Consider the following 18,494-nt stretch of genomic DNA (forward strand, 5'->3'; position numbering starts at 1 on the left):
GACAAGCCCCCGGCGCCCGCCCCCCCCAAAGCCCCCGTGTCCCCGCTGCGCCCCCCCCGCCCCCCCCCCTCCCTGCCCGGCTTCCCCCCCGCCGCACCCGACCGCGAGATCGTCCCCGGCGAGCTCCTCGACCTCCCCGGCCGCCGCCTGCGCGCGATCTGGACCCCGGGCCACACTCCCGGCCATGTCTGCCTGCACCTGGAGGAGGACCACCCGGTCGGGCTCCCGGGCCACGGCCGCCTGTTCTCCGGCGACCATCTGCTCCCCGGGATCACCCCGCACATCGGCCTGTACGAGGACCCCGACGACACCACCGTGACCGACCCCCTCGGCGACTACCTCGCCTCCCTCGAACGCGTCGGCCGCCTGGCCCCCGCCGAGATCCTCCCGGCCCACCAGCACGCGTTCACCGACGCCCCCGCCCGCGTACGGGAGTTGCTGACCCACCACGAAGCCCGCCTCACCGGCCTGCTGGCCCTCCTCGCCGAGCCCCTCACGCCCTGGCAGCTCGCCGAGCGCATGGAGTGGAACCGGCCCTGGGAGCAGATCCCGTACGGATCGAGGAACATCGCCATCGCGGAGGCGGAGGCCCATCTGCGGCGGCTGGTGAAGCTGGGGAGGGCGGAGGCGGTGGCGGGGAGTGAGCCGGTGGCGTATGTGGCGGTGTGAGAACGGCGTGTCGCAACGGAAGGTCCGGCGGGGCGGAGGGCCGCCGCGAACGTGTCGTGCGGGCACCGCTCATACGCTCCCCACAAGGCCGTTTTCCTCGAACGGTTGGCCGGAGGTCGTCTTGTCATGGGGCCTGCCCCAAGAGCAGCATGAAGGTGTCGAGTTGGCGACGCCGCTGCCGGAACGCCCAGTACGGGACGCGACACAATTGCGGATTTACGGTGCTCCGGGGCGCATCACCCGAGGGGAACTGTCATGCACAGCGACGTAGTGAACCGCGCCGCCGCACAGCCAGTGGGTGAAGCCCTTCCCACCGGCCGCGGTACCGAGAGCGGGTCCGCAGAGGGCGGCCGCGCGCCTCTGACGAGCCTCAGCCTCCTGGGTGAGCAGGGCGTCAGGCGGGCCTCGTCGATCGACAACCACGCCTACGCGATCTTTCAGTCCTGCATCTGAGCCGGAGCGCGGACGACGTGCCGACGCCCGTGGTGGCACGGCCTTTCCGGCAGTTCGTGGTGAAGGTCCACAGCAGGTGCGACCTGGCCTGTGACCATTGCTACGTCTATCGGCACGCCGATCAGAGCTGGCGCCGTCGTCCCCGGGTGATGGCGCCGCGCATCGTCCGGGCCACCGCCGAGCGCATCGCCGAGCACGCGCGGTCGCACCGGCTGAAGCGGGTCACCGTGGTGCTGCACGGCGGTGAACCCCTGCTCGCCGGACCCGAACGGCTGGCCGCCCTGGCCCGCGAACTGCGCCGCTCGCTGGACGGCACCGCCGTACTCGACCTGCGTATGCAGACCAATGGACTGCTCCTCGACGACGAGTTCTGCGCGCTGCTGGTACGGGAACGCATCCATGCGGGCGTCTCCCTGGACGGGGACCGGACCTCCCACGACCGCCACCGGGTGCGGGCCGACGGGACGGGCAGTTACGACGACACGGTGCGGGCGGTACGCCTGCTCGGGCAGCCCGAGCACCGTCCGGCGTTCGCGGGCCTGTTGTGCACGGTGGACGTGGAGAACGACCCGGACGCGGTCTATGCAGCGCTGGCCGAACTGCGCCCTCCGCGCGTGGACTTCCTTCTCCCCCACGCCACGTGGGACCACCCGCCGGCGCGTCCGCACGGCACCACGGACTACGCGGACTGGCTGATCACCGCGTACGAGCGGTGGAACGCGGACGGCAGGCCGTTCAGCATCCGCGTGTTCGAGTCGGTGGAGGCCGCGGCGATGGGCGGGCCCGGTTTCACCGAGGCACTCGGGCTGGGCAGTCCCGATCTGCTGGTGATAGAGACCGACGGGGCGATCGAGCAGGCCGACTGGCTCAAGACGGTGGCCGAGGGCGCCCCGGAGACCGGCCATCACGTCCTGGTCAACAGCTTCGACGAAGCCGCCCGGCACCCCGGGTTCCAGGCCCGCGGCCTGGGCCTGGACGGGCTGTCCGCGCAATGCAGGGCCTGTCCGGTGGTGAGCATCTGCGGCGGCGGGCTCTACGGGCACCGGTACAGATCCGGCAGCGGCTTCGCCAACCCGTCGGTGTACTGCGCCGACCTGCTCAAGCTCATCCAGCACATACAGTCGGCCGCTCCCACGGCGCGGCAACACGCTGTGCCGCCGCCGTCCGACATCGGCGCGCTCACGGCCGGCGGGGCGCCGGAACAGGCGGCCGTACTGCGCCTGTCGGAAGCCGTGCTGGACGTGCGCCGCTCGATGCTGGCCTATCTGTACCGCGCCGGCGTCGGCGCGCAGGACACCTGGCAGGCTCTGCTGAAGCTGGACGGTCCCGCCCTCGACCTCGTGCTCGCGGACCCCGCGGTCCACTCCTGGGCGGTGACGGCGTGTTCCGCGGACGCCCGCGGGCAGACCGTGCCGGAGGCCGAGTTCCTCGCGGGCATCGCCCTGGCCGCCGCCTTCCGCGCAGAGCAACGCCTGGAGCTCACGGTCCGGGTGGGCAGCCACGGCATCCTGCCCCTGCCCTCGGTCGGCCGGCTACGGCTACCGGCGAACCGGGGGGCCCTTGCGCCCGGGGAGCGGCTCAGGTTCGGCACCGACGGCAGCCACGTATGGCGAGCCGACGGTGGCGAGGCGGACTGGGAACCCGTCCAGCGCCTGTCGGCCGGAGGGTTCGAGGTGCGGCTGGAGTCGAACACCCCGCGCCCCGCGGACGTCGTGACACCGCCCGGCCTCGCGGCTGCATGGCGGCGGCCTCTCCAGACGGCCTGGGGCGTCCTCTCCCGTCGGCACCCGCACCAGGCCGCTGCGCTGGCGGCCGGGGTGAACACTCTGACGCTCCTCGACAGCGAACCGGCGCAGGACGCCTCCCGCCCGCCGTTCGGCGCGCTGGCGCTGGCGCCGCAAAGCAGCACCGAGGACCTCGTCGTGGCCCTGCTCCGGGAATGGCAGTACACGAAGTTCGCGGCACTGCGCGACCTGCACGACCTCGGCAGCACAGGCCAGGAGGGGGCACTGCGGCAGGCGTACGCACACCTGGCCGTGGCTCGCGCGTGGCACGCCCGTCCGGGAGCGGCGGCACGTGACCGTGCGGCGCTCTGGGGGAAGCTCGCGCAGGACGCCCTGAACGCCTTCGTCAACGAGACCGAGGCCCCCGCGCCCGCGGGCCTGCGCCTCGCGGCGGACATCAGAGCGGCCGCCGACCCGCTGATCGTGGGCTCATGACCGCGGGAACGGGGGTGTACACGAGCCGCGGGCTCGCCCATGACCTTCGGGCCGTCGGACTGCGGACGGGGGACGTCGTCCTGGTGCACTCCTCACTGCGCCGCATCGGCCCGACCGAGCAGGGGGCGGCGACCGTCGTCGAGGCACTGCGCACCGCCGTCGGCACCGAGGGCACCATCGTCGTACCGACGTTCACGGCGGCCAACTCCCTGTCGTCCCCCGTCCACCGCGAGCGCGTGCGGGGCATGACCGCACAGGAGGTCGACGCGTATCGCGAGGCGATGCCGGGGTTCGACGCGACCACCACGCCCAGCACCGGCATGGGTGCCGTCGCCGAGCTGGTGCGCACGACGCCGGGCGCGCGGCGCAGCACGCACCCGCAGACCTCACTGGCCGCGCTGGGGCCGCTGGCCGACGTCATCACCCGGGACCACCCGCTCGACTGCCTTCTCGGGGAGGACTCGCCGCTGGGGCACCTCTGCCGGCTCGACGCGCGCATCCTGTTGCTGGGCGTGGGCTTCGAGTCGTGCACGGCGTTTCACCTCGGCGAGTACCGCTCGTCCGACCCGTCCGTACGCCGCTACGACTGTGTCGTCGCCGACGGCCGGCGGGCGGACGGGCAACCCGGGCGCCGGTGGCTGTCGTTCGAGGACGTGGCCCTGGACGACCGGGACTTCGGGCGTCTGGGCGCCTGGTTGGAGCACCGGCGCACGGACACGGGGCGTGGGGTGGTCAGGCGCGGCCGGGTGGGCGCAGGAATTGCCCGGCTCCTCCCTATGGCTCATTCGGTGGACTTGGCTGTGGAATGGTTCAAGGAGCACCGCACGGCTGGAGGGGGCAGCACAGGTGACCGAATCCCACTTACCCGGCCGCCCGGCTGACTCTGAGGTTCCGTATTTCTTCCACAGCTACGGACAAATGCACTCCCGCGCCGCCGGCTTGCGTGTGCTGGACGAACGGCAGGAGAAGTTCCACGAGTTGCTGGGCCAGTTCGTCCTCCAGTTGACCACACACGAGGGAACGACTCCGGTCGGATTCTTCGACAAGGGCATTCCCCTGGGCGTCGAGTGGGAGAAGAACCTGAAGGAGGCGCTGGCCACCTGCCGGGTCTTCGTGCCGGTGTATTCACCGCAATACTGCGTCAGCCGCTGGTGCGGGATGGAGTTCGACGGATTCCTGCGGCGGCAGGCCGAGCACCACCGCTCCGAGCCCTACACCGTCAGCGCGATCGTGCCCGTGCTGTGGACCTCGCCGGGCCGGTTCGCCCTGCCCGACGTCGCCCGGCCCTTCCAGTACCACGGCTCCGGCCTCGACGAGGAGTACCAGCACATGGGGCTGCGGGGCCTGATGGAGGCCGGGAAGTGGGGCGTCTTCCGGCGCACCGTGTGGCGGATCGCCGAGAGGATCGTCGACGTCGCCACGGCGGCACAGCTCAAGTCCTGCGACGTCAAGCTGTTCGACGATCTGCGCAATGTCTTCGCGCCAGGTACTCAGGGGGATTCATGACGGACTCGGCTCCGGTCTTCTTCCTCAGCTACGCCCGCACGCCGGGGGCTCGGCGGTCCGACGCCGACCAGCCGGTCTTCTCCTTCTACGAGGACCTGCGGGAGCAAGTGGCCATACTGACCGACGTGGACGCGGAGGGGGCCGGATACGTGGCACACCCGGACGCCCCGTCCGACGACTGGCTCTCGGCGCTGGCGGCCTGCCGCGTCTTCGTCCCGCTGTACGCTCCGCGGTACTTCACCGATCCGCTGTCCGGGCGCCAGTGGACCGCCTTCAAGCGACGGGTCGGCCCGGACTACGGTCAGGCCGTGGTCCCCGTCCTGTGGATCCCGCCCACCGCCGGCACCACGCTGCCCTCGGCCGCCGTGGAGATCCCCACCCATCTGCCGCACGAGGGCGGGGAGAGAGAGCGGCGCGCACAGGAGCGCTACGCCGAATCCGGTCTCTACCGGCTCAGGGAGATGGAGGACGACGACCGGCGCGCCTACCGCCAGGTCGTGCGGCTTCTGGCCGAGCGCGTCGCGCGGACATGGGCCCACTCACCGGCCCGGCCGGTCAGCGTCGGCCAACTGGCCGACCGGCGAGGCCTGGAGGACGCGTTCGCGCCGCAGCCGTCGAACCCCACCCTGCGGATCACGGTGGTCGCGCCGACCGCCGGCCGGCTCCCGCCAGGTCGGGAGGCGGCCACCTACGGACCGGACACCGAGTCGTGGCGGCCCTACCGCACGACCCCCGGAACGCTGACCCAGCAGGCTTTCGCACTCGCCCGCAATCTCGGCTTCGAGCCTGAACTGGTCCCGTTCGAGAAGGCCTACGAGAGCATCACCTACGACGGCGGCCCCGGCCGGGAACCCGTCCGGCCCATCGCCCCCTGGGTGCTGGTGGTCGACGCGTGGATGCTGGGCGATCTGCGGACGGAGGAGCAGGTGCGGCGCATCCACCGGGCGAATCTGCCCTGGCTGGCGGTGATGGCGGTGCTGGCGGAGGACGATCCGCAGACCCTGCGCGACAAGGCGCGGCTGACGGAGCGGCTGGAGAAGACGCTGTCCCGGCACCCGCATCTGCGCGGGATGCGCCACACGGCTCGGGGTACCGCCGCCCGAGGCATTGGGAAGGCCGATGTCTTCGCCTGGCTCTTCGCGGAGTTGGCGAAGAGTTGCTATTTGCGGTATCTCGATTCCATCCAGGATGATTCCCCGCGCCCGTCGTCCGGCCCGGCGCGGAGTCACGGGGTTCGGAGGCCAACCAGTGACTGACGAGAACGGCGCGGGTGAGATGGCGGGGATGGCGGCTCCGGATCCGCAGGGGGCGGCCGGAGGGAAGATCGTCACCTTCTACTCGTACAAGGGCGGCACGGGCCGCACCATGTCCCTCGCCAACACGGCCTGGATCCTGGCGTCGGGGGGAAAGCGGGTGCTGGTCGTCGACTGGGACCTCGACGCACCCGGCCTGGACCGCTTTCTGCATCCCTTTCTGGACCGCGACCGGTTACGGACCGCGCCCGGGATCATCGACCTCTTCCTGCACTTCAACCAGACGGTGCTGGAGCAGCGCAGGCAGCCGGAGAGTCACGCACAGGACGAGTGGGAGACCACCGAAGCGGCGTGGGTGGCAGCCCAGGCCCGCTTCAACCACTGCGTGATCCCGATCGACTGGGAGTTTCCCGGCGGCGGCCGGCTGGACTATGTCTCGCCCGGCACGCAGAACAAGGAGTACCTGTCGGCGTACTCGCAGTTCGACTGGATGCGTTTCCTGGACCACACCTGGCACGGGCCGGTCTTCGTCGAGGCTCTCAAGCACGAACTCACCCAGAACTACGACTATGTCCTGATCGACAGCCGCACCGGCCTGAGTGACGTCTCCGACGTGTGCACCGTGCTGCTGCCGGACGCCCTGGTCGTCGCCTTCACCCCCAGCAGCCAGGGAATGGACGGCGCCCAGGCCGTGGCGCAGAAGATCGACACTCTCTACGGCTATCGGGGGATCCGCATCATTCCGGTCCCCATGCGCGTGGAGGACGCGAACGGGGAGGCCGACCGTCTGGAGGCGGCCCGGGAGCAGATGCGGGCGAAGTTCGCCGACATCGTGCGCCGCCACTGCGCTCTGGACGCCCAGGAGTACTGGGGCAAGGTCGAGATCCCCTACCGGCCCTTCTACGCCTACGAGGAACTGCTGGCCCCCTTCCGGGACGCCCCCGGCAGCCCCACCTCGATGCTCGCCGCCTGCGAACGGCTGACGGAGGTCATCTCCGACGGAGAGGTCACCGCGCTGCCCCGCATGGACGACGCGGAGCGCAAGCGGGTCCTCGCCCTGTACAAGCGGCCCAGACCGCTGGAGGACACCGACGTCCATGTCAGCTTCGTCGCCGAGGACCGCACCTGGGCCGACTGGATCGAGTTCACCCTCAAGTCCGTGGGCTTCCAGGTGCATCTGCTGCCCAACGGCACAGCCGCCGCTCCCGCGCGCACCGTCGCCAAGCAGTCGGCCGAGTCGCCCAGCCGCGCCCTGGCGGTCCTGTCCCACGCCTACCGGAGGTTTGTGGACACGCACGGGGCACGGGAGGCCACCGACACCGTCGACGGCCTGGGCAACCGGCGCAACCTGGTCGCCGTCCGCGTGGACGACGTACGGCTGAGCCCGCCGTTCTCCGATCGCGCGGCCGCGGATCTGGCCCGGTGCGGCGCTGATGAGGAGGCCGCCAGGCAAGCGCTGCTGAATGCCGTGGAGGCCCCGACACAGCCGTTGTTCAGCCCGGTCGCCGCGAGCGACGGCGGCCCCCGTTTCCCCGGAGCCGAGCCCGCGGTGCAGTCCGTGCCGATCCGCAACCCGTCGTTCACCGGACGCGAGCAGTTGCTGGAGTATCTGCGCGAGCGGCTGCGGGCCGGCAACGGCACAGTGCTGCTGCGCGGCATGGGCGGGGTGGGCAAGACGATGCTGGCTCTGGAGTTCGCCCACCGTTTCAAGGGCGACTACGACGTCGTATGGCACATCCAGGCCGATCAGCGAAACCTCGCGGTGGAGCAGTACGCCCAGCTGGCGGGCCATCTGGGCGTTGTCGAGCGCAAGAACCCGACAGCGACGGCGATCGGAGTCAAGGACGCGCTGCGGCTGGGCCAGCCCTACAGCCGGTGGTTGCTGATTCTCGACAACGTCGAACATGTAAGCGACCTGTCCGACCTGCTGGTGAGCAGCAAGTCCGGCCACATCCTGGTCACCAGTCAGCGCTCCGAGGGATGGGAGCGCTATGCGGAGATCGCCGATGTCGGGGTGTTCGAACGCGAGGAGAGCGTGGCGCACCTCAAGCGCAGGCTCACCGAGTGCAGCACCGCGGAGGCCGACGAAGTGGCCGCCGCCCTCGGTGATCTGCCGCTGGCCGTGGAGCACGCGGCCGCCGTGCTCAAGGAGAGCGGCCTGCAGACCCATGAGTACGTCAAGCTCCTCGAGCGCCAGCCCGCCACCGACACGGCGGGGCTGAGCCCCGACGACCGGCTGCTCGACGTCTCCAAGACCTGGAGCGTGGCGATCGGGCAGCTCAACAAGAACTTTCCGCCAGCGGTTCAACTGCTCAAACTGGCCGCCTGGTTCAGCCCGGAACCCATCTCCATGGATCTGCTGCAGAGCACGCAGATCGCCCAGGCCCTGACCGGGCAGGCCGGTCCGGCCGACCAGGAGTTCCGGCCGCGCGCCTTCGACAGTACGGAGATGATCGCGCGGGCCTTCCAGGAGCTGAGCCGGCTCTCACTCGCCGCGGTGGACCGTAAGTCGCGCAGTCTCCGCGTGCACCGTCTGGTGCAGATGTCGGTGCGCCTGAACATGACGGAGGAGGAGCAGGAGACCACCCGGGGCGTCGTGTTCCGCACCCTGGTGGCCGCCCGTCCCGAACAGGACGACCCCGAGGACCACCACACCTGGGAGCGCTACCGCATCATCTGGCCGCACCTGGGAACCCCGTGGGCCTTGACCGCGCCCGACCACGGCATCCGCAAGCTGATCGTGGACCGGGTGCGCCAGTTGCGCCGCCGCGGTGAGCTGAAGCAGGCGTACGACCTGAGCACGCGCGTCCACCAGGGCTGGCTGGAGCACAGCGGGCCCGACGAACGCTGGGTGCTGCACATGGGCTTCCAGATCGCCAACATCCTGCGCGCCCAGGGCCGGTACCAGGAGGCCCTGGAGCTGGGCAAGGACGTGCTGCACCGCCAGGAAGCCGCCCTGGACAGCCCGCACGACCTCCACATCCTCATGACGTCCGGCGGTGTGGCAGCCGACCTGCGCGGCCTGGGCCGCTACGGCGAGGCACTGCAGCGCGACCGTCTCAACCACGAGCGGTTCCTCGAGTTGTTCGGCGACGACCATCCGCGCAGTCTGATGGCGGCCAACAACCTCGCGGTGTGTCTGCGGGTGCTGGGGCAGTACACGGACGCCCTGCGACTGGACCGCAGGACGATGGACACCCGGAACAAGATCCTCGGCACGGAGCACCCCTACACCCGGGAAACGACCATCAGCTACGCACGCGACCTGCTCGACTGCGGCGACTATGCGGGATCCGAGCTCCTGTTGCGGCGTACCTACGACCGCTGTCTCGCCAACAAGGAGTTCGGGCCGTCCTCTCCCACCACCATCAACGCGGGCAGGGCACTCGCGGGCGCCCTGCGCCAGCTGGGCCGGGCGCAGGACGCGGAGGAACTGACGCGGACGGTGCTGGCCAGTCTGCCCGCGGAGGAGGGGTCGGCCTCTCCCAACCGGCTGCTGCTCGAACTGGGACTGGCCGGGACCCTGGGCGCGCAGAGTCGTGCCGACGAAGCCTGCGAACTGGCCCGGCGGGTCCTGGACGACTGCCGTCGCCTCTTCCACGACAAGCACCCCTACGCGGTGGCCTGTTACGCGAACCTGGCCGTGCTTCTCTACTCGGCCAACGAGGCGGCCTCGTCCCTGGCCCACGCCGAGCAGGCGGCAAGGGCGTTCGCGGAGATCTACGACGACGACCACCCGTTCACCCTGATGTGCCGGGTGAACCTGGCCAACGCCCAGGCCGCACTGGGTCAGCGTGAACTGGCCCGCACGACGTACGAGGAGGTGCTGGACCGGCTCCGCGACGTCCTCAGTGACGACCAGCACCCCGCACCGCTGGTCTGCGCGGCGAACCTCGCGGTGGTCCTGAACGAGCTGGGAGAGACCGAGGCCGCCGAACGGCTGCGCGAGGAGGTTCTGGGCGCTCTCACGGCGCGGCTCGGCGCCGACCATCCCCGCGCTCTGGCCCTGCGCGAGTGGAGTCGCTCGGGCTGGGAGTTCGACCCCCACCCGATCTGACCTGTTCTGATCTGCGAGGCGCTCGCCGTCCGTCAGCGAGCGCCCAGCAGTGATCCGCACACCCGTGAGCACGGACGGCACGGACGGCACGGACGGGCCGCCGGGACCCGCTACACGGCGGCCCCGAAGCGTTCGCGGGCACGGTCGCGAAGCCAGGCGAGTATTTCCGGTACGGCCGGCAGCGCGGCGAAGTGCGCCGCCTCAGGCTTCAGCACGGGAGTCGCCGAGGGGATGCGGTCGGCCAGCCACCGGAAGTGGCCCACGGGCGAGAAGGTGTCGTGCTCACCGTGCCACAGCAGCAGCGGCACTTCGACGATCTTGCCTGGCTCGAAGCCCCAGTCCCGCCGGAAGGACAGCACGTCGTCGAGCCATCCGAAGGAGGAACGCACCACGCTGGTCTGGTAGTTGGCGAGGAGCAGACCCCGGATCCCGCCGTGCCCCACCACGGCCTTGTCGGCCGTGGGCATCTCCGGGGTCAGCAGGCTCAACAGCGATTCAGGGTTGTCACGGATGGCATCCGCATTGCTGGCCAGGTTGGACTTGAGCCGCTCCAGGCACTCCGCGGAACCGTCGACGATGGCCTCGGTGGCGGTCTTGTAGGCGATGACGTTGGACGGGGCCATCCCCTCGAACCAGTCGAGCCCGTCGGCATCGGGAGGCGCGATACTGACCAGCGCCGCGGCGCTCGCCACCCGGTCCGGAAGCAGCGCCGCGCAGGCCAGCGCGTGCGGCCCTCCGCCGGAACGGCCGACCACGGAGAAGTGTTCGATCTTCAGGTGATCGGCGATGGCCGCCACGTCCGCGGCGGCGTGATCGACGGTGCGGCCCTTCAGTCGCTGTGATTCCCCGTATCCCGGCCGATCGTAGGAGATGAGCCGGATTCCCAGTTTGTAGAGATCGATGGCGCGTGGACGCGGTCCGACCCTGCTGCCCGGAGTGCCATGCAGCAAGAACACCGGGTGCCCCTTCGAGTCCCCCGACGTCTCGAAGGAGAGCAGCCTCTCACCGTCGCCGCTCTCGACACTTCCCAACACCAGGTGTGCCTCCCGTCGCCAGCGCCGCGGCCGCCCGGAGCGGGACCCAGAGAACCAGCATCCCGCCCGTCAGGGCGCCAGTCGACACACAAACCAGCCGTCTGTAGCGACGGACCAAGGGTTTTTCGTAGGACGCAATGTCATGGGGTGACGGTTGCGCGTCCCCGACGGGCCGCTCGCACCGACCAAACGGTAGAGGATTCCCGCCCTCCGCCGAACCATTCCAGCCATGTCAGGAGCCATTCGGCGCAAAGTGCACGTTTAGTTTTGACAGGACAGTGATCGACAACGGCCCACGACAGCGATCACACGCGCCGAGGGTCGTACCCACATGATGGGGTCACCCGACACACCGCGCATCCTGACGTCGACCGATACCCGCCCCTCCACAAAGAGGGACCGACACCGCGGCCGGGGCCGTACACCCACCCACAGCGGGGCTCGGCAACACCGGTCGACCGGCATGGACGAAATCCAGCCGAACCAGCAGTCTCAGATCGAGGAACATCCCTGGGCCATGAACGACCGGACCAACTCCTCCGCCTCCCCCAGCACTTCGACCTCCCGCACACTCATCGTCGGGTTGGCGGCGCGTCGGCGCCGGGCCTGTGTCAGGCCGTCCTCGGTAAGGTCGGAAGGGTCGGCGAGGAGGGTGGTGAGCGTCGTGCGGACGGGCGCGGCGAACTGTTCGTCGGTCAGGGCCACCTGCGCGAGGATCATCGCGGACATGCCCCAGTCCAGGCCGGGGTCGCCCTCCTCCGCGTTGGCCCAGTCGATGACGTAGGGGCCGTCGGGAGTGAGCATCACGTTCTCCGGGTGGAGGTCCAGGTGGACCACGCGTCCGGGGACGGCGTGCAGTTGTCGCAGGAGGCGGGCCAGGATGTCCCCGCTCTCGCGCGCGTCGATCCGTCCCGCGACGAAGGCCTGCAGCATCGTCGGCCCGTACAGCCGTTCCATGACCAGCTCGGACCGCGAGGAGTCGGCGAGCCGGACCTTCGGCACCGGGTAGCCGTGCGCGCGCAGACGCTCCATCAGGGCGGCCTCGGCGAGTGAGTCGCCGTAGCCCTCCCGGTCGTGGCGCAGCACCCACGCCTCGTCGATCTCGTACACGTCGGACGCGCGCCCCGAACCGAGCAGCCGCCGTCCCGCCCTCCCCGTGATCCCCATGGGCCCGAACCTATCGCCGCGCACAGCCTTCCCTCAGCTGTTCCCCTACGGGCCGGTAGAGTGACGACGTCGTCATCACACCCGTACAGGGGGAAGCCGGTGCAAATCCGGCGCTGACCCGCAACCGTAAGCCACCCGTGGCAAGCCGGATCGCCCCGTACGGATTCGTGACCGGCTCACGTGCCCCGGCAGCCGGCCGGAGCACGGCACCGTCGAGGTATACGGAGCCGAGCCGCCCGGGGGTCTTCCCTGTGCTGCCCGGTTCCCCCTAGGGAAGGGCACCCGCCGATCATGTACGTCCGCCGCAGCGCCGCGGTCCTGGCCGCCGTCACCGTGATCGGCACGGCCACGCCCGCCGTCGCCGCCGACCCGACCCCGTCCGCGTCGCCGTCGCAGGCGTTCCCCGCTGCGCTGTACGGCGGCACCGACCCCACGTACGACGGCGTCTGGCGCCAGTCCCTCGCGCTGCTCGCGCAGGACACGGTCGGGGTGAAGCCGGCGGCGAAGTCGGTGGACTGGCTGCTGGGCCAGCAGTGCGCGAACGGAGCCTTCGCGCCGTACCGCGCCGACACTAGCGCCGCCTGCGACGCGAAGACCCCGGTCGACACCAACAGCACGGCCGCCGCCGTACAGGCGCTGGCCGCGCTCGGCGGGCACGACGCCGGGACCGGCAAGGCGCTGTCCTGGCTGAAGTCGGTCCAGAACAAGGACGGCGGCTGGGGCTATGCGGCGGGCGGGGCGAGCGACGCGAACTCGACGTCGGTCGTGATCGGCGCGCTGGCCGTGGCGGGCGAGAAGCCGGCGGAGGTCGTGAAGGGCGGGAAGGACGGCAAGGGCGGCCAGTCGCCTTACGACGCGCTGCTGAAGCTGGCGTTGCCGTGCGACGGCGACGGGGCGGGCGCCTTCGCCTTCCAGCCCGACAAGAAGGGCGCCCTGGCGGCCAACGCGGACGCTACTGCGGCGGCGGTGCTGGGCACTCTGGGCAAGGGGATGCCGGTCGAGGCGGGCAAGCCGGCGACCGCCGACTGCACCGACTCCGGTGACCGCACCCCGGAGCGGGCCGCGGCGAACGGCGCCGCCTATCTCACGCAGGCGTTGGCGAAGGACGGCCACCTGACGTCCGCGATGCCGGGCGCCGAGGACCAGCCCGACTACGGCAACACCGCCGACGCGGTCGTGGCACTCGCCGCGCAGGGCGGTGCCGAGGCTGCGCGGGGGCCGCTGCGGTGGCTGGAGCAGAACTCCGCCCAGTGGGCTGCCCAGAGCGGCCCCGCCGCCTACGCCCAGCTGATCCTCGCCGCCCACGCAACCGGAACCGACCCGCGTGACTTCGGCGGCACGGACCTCGTCAAGCAGCTCAACGCGACGGGCCCGGCACCGCAGTCGGCGGCGGGCGGATCGGCCACGGCGTCGGCGAAGGCCTCGGAGCAGAAGGACGACGACAACGGCGGCGTCAGCGTGTGGTGGATCATCGGCGTCGGCGTGGTCGCGGGCATCGGCGTCGGCTTCCTGATCAGCGGCCGCAACAAGGGCAAGTGACTGTGATCCGCCGCTCTTTCACCCTCCTCCTGGCCGCGCTGGTCCTCCTGACCGGCGCGGCCCAGTCCGCCCGGGCGACCGGCTACCGCTACTGGTCCTTCTGGGACCGCGACGGCGACACCTGGGCCTACGCCACCCAGGGCCCCTCCACCGCCCGCCCCTCCGACGGCGACGTCCAGGGCTTCCGCTTCGCGGTGAGCGAGGACTCAAAGGACGCGGCGAAGCCGAGGGGCACGGCCACGTTCGCGGTGATCTGCGCGAGGACACCCGCGCAGGACGGCAGGAAGCGGGTGGCCCTGGTCATCGACTTCGGCACGACAGCGGACGCCCCGTCGGGCGAGACCCCGCCGACCCGCCGTACGGCATGCGCGCGGGTGGCCCCGGACGCGACGACAGCGGAGGCCCTGGCCGCGTTGGCCAAGCCCCTGCGGTACGACACGAACGCCCTGTTGTGCGCGATCTCGGGGTATCCGGAGAAGGGGTGCGGGGAGCAGGTCGCGGAGGGCAAGAATCCGACGGCCACTGAGAAGACCACCAAGAAGACGACCGCTGGGAAGCCAGGGACGTCGGACGAGGGCCCGTCGTTGGGCCTGGTGGCGGGGATCGCCGTAGTCGCGGTGCTGGGCGCGGCAGCGCTCTGGCAGGCTCGGCGGCGGCGAGCGTGATGGCAGGGGCACAGCTGCACCCCGGTGCCTGGTGGCTCTGGTCCCTCGCCCTCGGCACCGCGGCCACCCGCACCACCAACCCGCTCCTCCTCACGCTCCTCATAGCGACCTCGGCCTACGTGGTGGCGACCTGCCGTCCCGACAGCCCCTGGGCCCGCTCCTACACGGCCTTCGTCAAACTCGCCCTGGCCGTCCTCCTCATCCGCCTCGTCTTCGCCGTGGTCCTCGGCTCCCCCATCCCCGGCACGCACGTGATCGTCGCCCTCCCCGAACTCCCCCTTCCGCACTGGGCGCAGGGCATCCGCCTGGGCGGCAAGGTCACCGTCGAGACCCTCCTCTTCGCCCTCTACGACGGCCTGCGGCTGGCCACCCTCCTCATCTGCGTGGGCGCGGCGAACTCCCTCGCCAACCCCGCCCGCCTCCTCAAGTCCCTCCCCGGCGCCCTCTACGAGATGGGCGTGGCGGTGGTCGTGGCCCTCACCTACGCCCCCCACCTGATCGCCGACGTCCAGCGCCTGCGTGCCGCCCGCCGTCTGCGGGGCCGCCCCGACACGGGCATCCGCGGCCTCCTGCACATCGGACTCCCGGTCCTGGAGGGCGCGTTGGAGCGCTCGGTCGCCCTCGCCGCCGCGATGGACGCCCGCGGCTACGGCCGCAGCGCCGACGTCCCGGCCCGCGTCCGCCGTACGACCACCGCGCTCACCCTCGGCGGCCTGCTCGGCGTCTGCGCCGGAACGTACGGACTGCTGACCGCCGAAGGCGGCACGTACGGCCTCCCGGTCCTCCTCGCCGGACTCGCCGCAGCCCTGGCAGGCCTTCGCCTCGGCGGTCGCCGTTCCCTGCGCACCCGTTACCGCCCGGACCGCTGGGATGCCCGCGCCTGGCTGGTCGCCGGTTCCGGCGCGGCGGTCGCCGCCCTGCTGGCCCTCGCCGCCACCCGCGACCCGGCGGCCCTGCACCCCGGCGTGGTCCCCCTCGTCGCCCCCACCCTCCCCCTGTGGCCGGCGGCGGCCGTCCTCCTCGGCCTGCTCCCCGCCTTCATCAGCCCCGCACCCCAAAACCCCGTACCCCGACATCCCGCCCTCAAGGAGCCGTCGTGATCCGCTTCGAGAACGTCTCCGTGACGTACGACGGTGCCGCCGAACCCACCGTCCAGGGCGTGGACTTCGAGGTCCCGGAGGGCGAACTGGTCCTCCTCGTCGGCCCGTCGGGCGTCGGCAAGTCCACCGTCCTCGGGGCGGTGAGCGGGCTCGTCCCGCACTTCACCGGCGGCACCCTGCGCGGCCGCGTCACGGTGGCCGGCCGCGACACCCGCACGCACAAGCCGCGCGAGCTCGCCGACGTGGTCGGCACGGTGGGTCAGGATCCCCTCTCCCACTTCGTGACCGACACGGTCGAGGACGAACTGGCCTACGGCATGGAGTCGCTGGGCCTCGCCCCCGACGTCATGCGCCGCCGCGTCGAGGAAACCCTCGACCTGCTCGGCCTCGCCGACCTCCGCGACCGGTCCATCGCCACCCTCTCCGGCGGCCAGCAGCAGCGCGTCGCCATCGGCTCGGTACTCACCCCGCACCCCAGGGCGCTGGTCCTCGACGAGCCCACCTCCGCCCTGGACCCGGCCGCCGCGGAAGAGGTCCTCGCGGTCCTCCAACGCCTGGTCCACGACCTCGGCACAACGGTCCTACTGGCCGAACACCGCCTGGAGCGCGTCGTCCAGTACGCCGACCAGGTCGTCCTGCTGCCATCCCCGGGTGCGGCCCCCGTCCTGGGCACCCCGGCGGATGTCATGGCCGTATCCCCGGTGTACCCCCCGGTCGTAGACCTGGGCCGTCTGGCCGGCTGGTCACCGCTCCCTCTGACGGTCCGGGACGCCCGACGACGGGCAGCAGACCTACGGGAACAACTCGGGCAACGGGACTGCATCGCCCTTCAGGGGCGCGGGGCTGTAGTCGATGTGCGGCTACCGCCGCGTGGGCGCGATCAACCACGACGAACCCGCAGCCGCCAACAAACCACACCCCCCGAGCTATTGGGCGAAAACCCCACTCCCCGCCGATGGTTCAAGCGAAGGCGCACCCCCACCCAGCCCACATCCCCCTACGCGGCCGAAGTAAAAGCCCTAGCCGTAACCCGAGGCCGCGTCCAGGCCCTACGCCACGTAGACCTCGCCATCCCCCTCGGAGAGACGGTCGCGGTGATGGGCCGCAACGGCGCCGGAAAATCCACCCTCCTCAACACCCTGGTCGGCCTGGTCAAGCCCTCCGCAGGATCCGTCACCCTCGGCGGAGCCGTCGGCCTGGTCCCCCAGGAGCCCCGCGACCTCCTCTACACCGACACGGTCGCCGATGAGTGCACGGCCGCCGACACCGACGCAAGCGCAGCGCCCGGCACCTGCCGAGCCCTCGTCTCCGAGCTCCTCCCGGACATCCCGGACGACACCCACCCGCGCGACCTCTCCGAGGGCCAGCGCCTGACGCTCGCGCTGGCCGTCGTCCTGACCGCCCGCCCCACGCTGCTCCTCCTCGACGAACCGACCCGAGGCCTCGACTACGCGGCGAAGGCCCGCCTGCTCACCCTTCTGCGCGGCCTCGCCGCCGAGGGGCACTCGATCGTCCTGGCCACGCACGACGTGGAGCTGGTCGCCGAACTCGCCCACCGGGTCGTGCTCCTCGCCGACGGTGAGGTGATAGCGGACGGCCCGGCAGCGGACGTAGTGGTCGCCTCGCCGTCCTTCGCCCCGCAGGTGGCCAAGATCCTGGCCCCGCAGAAGTGGCTCACGGTCGCCGAGGTGAGGGAAGCCCTCGCATGACCGGCAACGCCACTCGCCAGGCCCGAGCCGTCCGCCTGGGACCCCGCTCCATCGCCGCCCTCGTGCTGGTCAGTGCGGTAGGCGGGGCCGCGCTCGGCTGGCCCTTCCTCGCCCCGCCCACCTCGCAGGTGAGCGCGCACGCCCAGGACGCCCCCTGGTTGTTCACGGGCCTGCTCCTCCTCCTGGTCGCCGTCGTCGCCGCGACGATCTCCGAGTCCGGGCTCGGCCCGAAGGCGGTGGCGATGCTGGGTGTGCTGGCGGCGACCGGCGCCGCCCTGCGCCCGCTCGGCGCCGGGACGGCCGGTATCGAGCCGATGTTCTTCCTGATGGTGCTCAGCGGCCGGGTCCTCGGCCCAGGCTTCGGCTTCGCTCTCGGCGCGGTGACGATGTTCGCGTCCGCCCTGCTCACGGGCGGGGTGGGGCCGTGGATGCCGTTCCAGATGCTGTCGATGGGCTGGTTCACGATGGGCGCCGGGCTGCTGCCGGGCCCGGACCGCCTGCGCGGGCGCGGAGAGCTGGTCCTGCTGGCCGGCTACGGATTCCTCGCCGCCTTCGCCTACGGCACGGTCATGAACATGCAGGGCTGGCCCTACCTGGACCCGGACGGTTCACCCATCGCCCCCGACCCGCAGGCCGGGCCCCTCGCCAACCTCGCCCGCTTCGTGGCGTACTGCCTGGCCACCTCGCTCGGCTGGGACCTCGGCCGGGCGGTCGTCACCGTCGTCCTCACCGTCACGCTCGGTCCGGCGATCCTCAAGGCGCTGCGCCGGGCCACGCGCCGGGCGGCTTTCGAGAGCCCGGTCACGTTCGACGCTCCCACAGAGTGAAGCGGTGCACGCGGACCGTTACACACCCGGTGAACCACCCCACATGACCCAGATCACCTACTATCCACTTTAGTTGGACAAATCGTATGCCATGCACACGGCAATTCGGCCGCTGACCTGCGCATTGAGAGCCACGTCACACAAGCGACCTTCCTCCCGCATACGACCACAACTAGCAAAAGGGCTCATTGCGGACTCCTTCCCGGCCTGCTTCTCTGGATGACGTCGCACGGCGCCGACGTGCCCCTCAGGGCCGCGGCGCCGATGCATGCCCCCGCCTCGCATCGCGTGGTTCC

The 18,494-nt window shown here is 71.3% G+C and carries 13 protein-coding genes and 1 riboswitch; of the genes, 11 read left to right on the forward strand and 2 right to left on the reverse strand.

Annotated features, from left to right (window positions below):
• The 6 genes from ADL12_RS02235 to fxsT all read left to right on the forward strand — a co-directional run.
• On the forward strand, nucleotides 1–669 hold a 669-nt coding region (locus tag ADL12_RS02235), incomplete at its 5' end, for an MBL fold metallo-hydrolase (protein WP_159053057.1).
• Nucleotides 670–1,139: 470 nt separating this feature from the next.
• Entirely contained in the window at nucleotides 1,140–3,341 is a 2,202-nt protein-coding gene (locus ADL12_RS02245; protein WP_062697864.1) for an FxsB family cyclophane-forming radical SAM/SPASM peptide maturase, read from the forward strand.
• Nucleotides 3,338–4,222, forward strand: coding sequence for an AAC(3) family N-acetyltransferase (locus ADL12_RS02250; protein ID WP_062697866.1), 885 nt, complete (start codon nucleotides 3,338–3,340; stop codon nucleotides 4,220–4,222). Before ADL12_RS02245 ends, ADL12_RS02250 begins: the two co-directional genes overlap by 4 nt.
• Nucleotides 4,188–4,847, forward strand: a complete 660-nt coding sequence (locus tag ADL12_RS02255) for a TIR-like protein FxsC (RefSeq protein ID WP_063806604.1) — start codon at nucleotides 4,188–4,190, stop codon at nucleotides 4,845–4,847. Before ADL12_RS02250 ends, ADL12_RS02255 begins: the two co-directional genes overlap by 35 nt.
• Nucleotides 4,844–6,103 carry a TIR-like protein FxsC gene (locus ADL12_RS02260; RefSeq protein WP_062697870.1) on the forward strand — a complete coding sequence of 420 codons (1,260 nt, stop codon included), beginning with the start codon at nucleotides 4,844–4,846 and terminating at the stop codon, nucleotides 6,101–6,103. Before ADL12_RS02255 ends, ADL12_RS02260 begins: the two co-directional genes overlap by 4 nt.
• A complete protein-coding gene (gene fxsT, locus ADL12_RS02265) occupies nucleotides 6,096–10,157 on the forward strand; it encodes an FxSxx-COOH system tetratricopeptide repeat protein (protein ID WP_244187741.1) in 4,062 nt (1,353 codons plus the stop codon). Before ADL12_RS02260 ends, fxsT begins: the two co-directional genes overlap by 8 nt.
• 110 nt (nucleotides 10,158–10,267) lie before the next feature.
• Here fxsT and ADL12_RS02270 read toward each other — a convergent pair whose 3' ends face one another.
• Complete coding sequence (locus ADL12_RS02270) at nucleotides 10,268–11,191, reverse strand: alpha/beta fold hydrolase (protein WP_062697872.1); 924 nt, start codon at nucleotides 11,189–11,191, stop codon at nucleotides 10,268–10,270.
• Nucleotides 11,192–11,683: 492 nt separating this feature from the next.
• Entirely contained in the window at nucleotides 11,684–12,358 is a 675-nt protein-coding gene (locus tag ADL12_RS02275; RefSeq protein ID WP_062697873.1) for a phosphotransferase, read from the reverse strand.
• Nucleotides 12,359–12,389: 31 nt separating this feature from the next.
• Nucleotides 12,390–12,512: riboswitch (cobalamin riboswitch) on the forward strand.
• A gap of 137 nt (nucleotides 12,513–12,649) precedes the next feature.
• On the opposite strand from ADL12_RS02275, the gene ADL12_RS02280 reads away from it, so the two are divergent.
• From ADL12_RS02280 to ADL12_RS02300, 5 genes are read left to right on the forward strand one after another with little or no spacing between them, the layout of a single operon-like run.
• Nucleotides 12,650–13,897, forward strand: coding sequence for an SCO2321 family membrane protein (locus tag ADL12_RS02280; protein WP_062697875.1), 1,248 nt, complete (start codon nucleotides 12,650–12,652; stop codon nucleotides 13,895–13,897).
• A gap of 2 nt (nucleotides 13,898–13,899) precedes the next feature.
• Nucleotides 13,900–14,562: an SCO2322 family protein gene (locus tag ADL12_RS02285; RefSeq protein WP_062697877.1), complete on the forward strand. Its 663-nt coding sequence runs from the start codon at nucleotides 13,900–13,902 to the stop codon at nucleotides 14,560–14,562.
• On the forward strand, nucleotides 14,562–15,662 hold the full coding sequence (locus tag ADL12_RS02290) for a CbiQ family ECF transporter T component (protein WP_062697880.1): 1,101 nt from the start codon (nucleotides 14,562–14,564) through the stop codon (nucleotides 15,660–15,662). Before ADL12_RS02285 ends, ADL12_RS02290 begins: the two co-directional genes overlap by 1 nt.
• Nucleotides 15,659–17,371, forward strand: coding sequence for an ABC transporter ATP-binding protein (locus ADL12_RS02295; RefSeq protein ID WP_062697882.1), 1,713 nt, complete (start codon nucleotides 15,659–15,661; stop codon nucleotides 17,369–17,371). Before ADL12_RS02290 ends, ADL12_RS02295 begins: the two co-directional genes overlap by 4 nt.
• Nucleotides 17,368–18,198, forward strand: a complete 831-nt coding sequence (locus ADL12_RS02300; RefSeq protein WP_062697884.1) for an ECF transporter S component — start codon at nucleotides 17,368–17,370, stop codon at nucleotides 18,196–18,198. The genes ADL12_RS02295 and ADL12_RS02300 overlap by 4 nt, the downstream gene beginning before the upstream one ends.
• Nucleotides 18,199–18,494 lie beyond the last annotated feature (296 nt).

It is taken from the genome of Streptomyces regalis (assembly GCF_001509475.1).
Lineage (GTDB): Bacteria > Actinomycetota > Actinomycetes > Streptomycetales > Streptomycetaceae > Streptomyces > Streptomyces regalis.

Excerpts from the sequence above, each read along its gene's own strand:
- ADL12_RS02250 (WP_062697866.1), top strand. The coding sequence starts at position 3,338 with ATGACCGCGGGAACGGGGGTGTACACGAGCCGCGGGCTCGCCCATGAC.
- ADL12_RS02260 (WP_062697870.1), top strand. The coding sequence starts at position 4,844 with ATGACGGACTCGGCTCCGGTCTTCTTCCTCAGCTACGCCCGCACGCCG.
- ADL12_RS02275 (WP_062697873.1), bottom strand. The coding sequence starts at position 12,358 with ATGGGGATCACGGGGAGGGCGGGACGGCGGCTGCTCGGTTCGGGGCGC.
- ADL12_RS02280 (WP_062697875.1), top strand. The coding sequence starts at position 12,650 with ATGTACGTCCGCCGCAGCGCCGCGGTCCTGGCCGCCGTCACCGTGATC.
- ADL12_RS02290 (WP_062697880.1), top strand. The coding sequence starts at position 14,562 with ATGGCAGGGGCACAGCTGCACCCCGGTGCCTGGTGGCTCTGGTCCCTC.
- ADL12_RS02300 (WP_062697884.1), top strand. The coding sequence starts at position 17,368 with ATGACCGGCAACGCCACTCGCCAGGCCCGAGCCGTCCGCCTGGGACCC.